Annotated in this window: 1 protein-coding gene; it reads right to left on the minus strand. The window is 63.1% G+C overall.

Annotation, left to right across the window (positions count from 1 at the left end):
* Positions 1 to 160: 160 nt before the first annotated feature.
* The coding region (locus tag VMJ11_RS30785; protein WP_325624666.1) for a DNA gyrase subunit B at positions 161 to 2378 on the minus strand (2218 nt) is incomplete at its 5' end.

A 2378-nucleotide genomic window follows, 5' to 3' on the forward strand; every position in this document is an offset into this window, starting at 1 on the left:
CGCTGAAGTTATCCCCGATTCATGCACAGTGATTTCCAGGGCTTTTCCTCGGGTTATCCGCCGGGGCCTGTGGATAGATGCGGGGTGCCAACTCCCTTTGTTCATGGCGAAAAAAAAGCGCCCCGGGGGGCGCTCTTTCGCAGGCGAAAGCGTAGAACAATCAAACGTCAATATTCCCCGCCCGCAACGCATTGCTCTCGATAAACGCGCGACGCGGCTCCACATCATCGCCCATGAGCGTCGTGAAGATGCCATCGGCGGCAATCGCGTCCTCGATCTGCACGCGCAGCAAACGCCGCACAGCGGGATCCATCGTCGTTTCCCAGAGCTGCCCGGGGTTCATCTCGCCAAGGCCCTTGTAGCGCTGCTTAGACACGTTGCGCTCGGCATCCGCGATCAGCCACTTCATCGCGCTCTTGAAGTCGTTCACCGCCATGCTGCGCTCGCCGCGCTTGATGACGGCGTTCTTGCCGATCAAGCCCTTGAACGTATTGGCCGTGTTCACGAGCTGCTGATAGTCGGCGGTGAGCTGGAACTCCTCGTCGATGACCGAGACCTTCACGTTGCCGTGATGGCGGCGCTCCACTCGCAGCGAACGCTGCTCGCGGACCGGGTCGTACATCGAGCGAACGCTTACCTCGGGCTTCAGCGGATCGTCGCGCAGCTGCGCTTCGAGCGCACGCGCCGAAGCCTCTGTCGACTCCTCGCTCGCCAGGTCGATCGCCACGCCGTCCATGATCGCTTCGAGCGCGCGCTCGTCGTACAGGCGCGAAAGGCGATCCACCACACCGCGCGCGAGCTGGTACGAGCGCGCAAGCTCGCCGAGCGCGTCGCCCGAGATCGGCGTCGCGCCTTCGTTCGGCACGAGCTCCGAGCCCTGCAGCGCGAGGCGCAGCATGTGCGCATTCAGATCCGAGTCGTCCTTCAGATAGCGCTCGTCCTTGCCCGCCTTGAGCTTGTAGAGCGGCGGCTGCGCGATATACACATAACCGCGCTCGATCATCTCCGGCATCTGGCGATAGAAGAACGTGAGCAGCAGCGTGCGGATGTGCGCGCCGTCCACGTCCGCGTCGGTCATGATGATGATGCGGTGATAACGCAGCTTCTCGAGGTTGTAGTCGTCCTTGCCGATGCCGCAGCCAAGCGCCGTGATCAGCGTGACGATCTGCTCGCTCGAAAGCAGCTTGTCGTAGCGCGCCTTCTCGACATTGAGCACCTTGCCGCGCAGCGGCAGGATTGCCTGGAACTTGCGGTCACGCCCCTGCTTGGCCGAGCCACCCGCCGAGTCGCCCTCGACGATATAGATCTCCGACTTCGCCGGATCCTTCTCCTGGCAATCCGCGAGCTTGCCCGGCAGGCCCACGCCGTCGAGCACGCCCTTGCGGCGCGTCATTTCGCGCGCCTTGCGCGCGGCGTCGCGTGCGCGTGCGGCATCGACGATCTTGCCGCAAATCGTCTTCGCGTCGTTCGGCGTTTCGAGCAGGAACTCTTCGAGCGCCTTCGCCACGACGTCCTCGACCGGCGCGCGCACTTCGGACGACACCAGCTTGTCCTTGGTCTGCGAGCTGAACTTCGGCTCCGGCACCTTCACCGAAAGCACGCACGAGAGGCCTTCGCGCATGTCGTCGCCCGAGGTCTCGACCTTGGCCTTCTTCGCGATTTCGTTGTCGGCGATGTACTTGTTGATCACGCGCGTCATCGCCGCGCGCAGGCCCGTCAAGTGCGTGCCGCCGTCGCGCTGCGGGATGTTGTTCGTGAAGCAGAGCACGCTTTCGTTGTAGCTGTCGTTCCACTGCATCGCCACTTCCACGCCCACGCCTTCTTTCTCGGCTTGCACGTAGAAGATGGTCGGGTGCAGCACCTGCTTCTGCTTGTTGATGTACTCAACAAAGCCCTTCACGCCGCCTGCGAACGCGAAGTCGTCTTCCTTGCCCGTGCGCTGGTCGGTCAGGCGAATGCGCACGCCGTTGTTCAGGAACGAGAGTTCGCGGATGCGCTTCGCGAGAATGTCGTAGTGGTACTCCACGCTGCCGAAGATGGTTTCGTCGGCCATGAAGTGCACTTCGGTGCCGCGGTTTTCCGTGTCGCCGAGCAGCTGCATGGGCGAGACCATGTGACCGTCGCGCTCTTCGAGCACGCGGTTCTGCGGCACGCCACGGTGGAACTCCATGAAGTACTTCTTGCCGTTGCGGCGCACCGTGAGGCGCAGAAAGCTCGAGAGCGCGTTCACGCACGACACGCCCACGCCGTGCAGGCCGCCCGAGACCTTGTAGCTGTTCTGGTCGAACTTGCCGCCCGCGTGCAGCTCGGTCATCACGATTTCGGCGGCGCTGCGCTTCGGATCGTGCTTGTCGTCCATCTTCACGTCCGTGGGAATG

The organism is Paraburkholderia sp., from assembly GCF_035501035.1.
GTDB lineage: Bacteria > Pseudomonadota > Gammaproteobacteria > Burkholderiales > Burkholderiaceae > Paraburkholderia.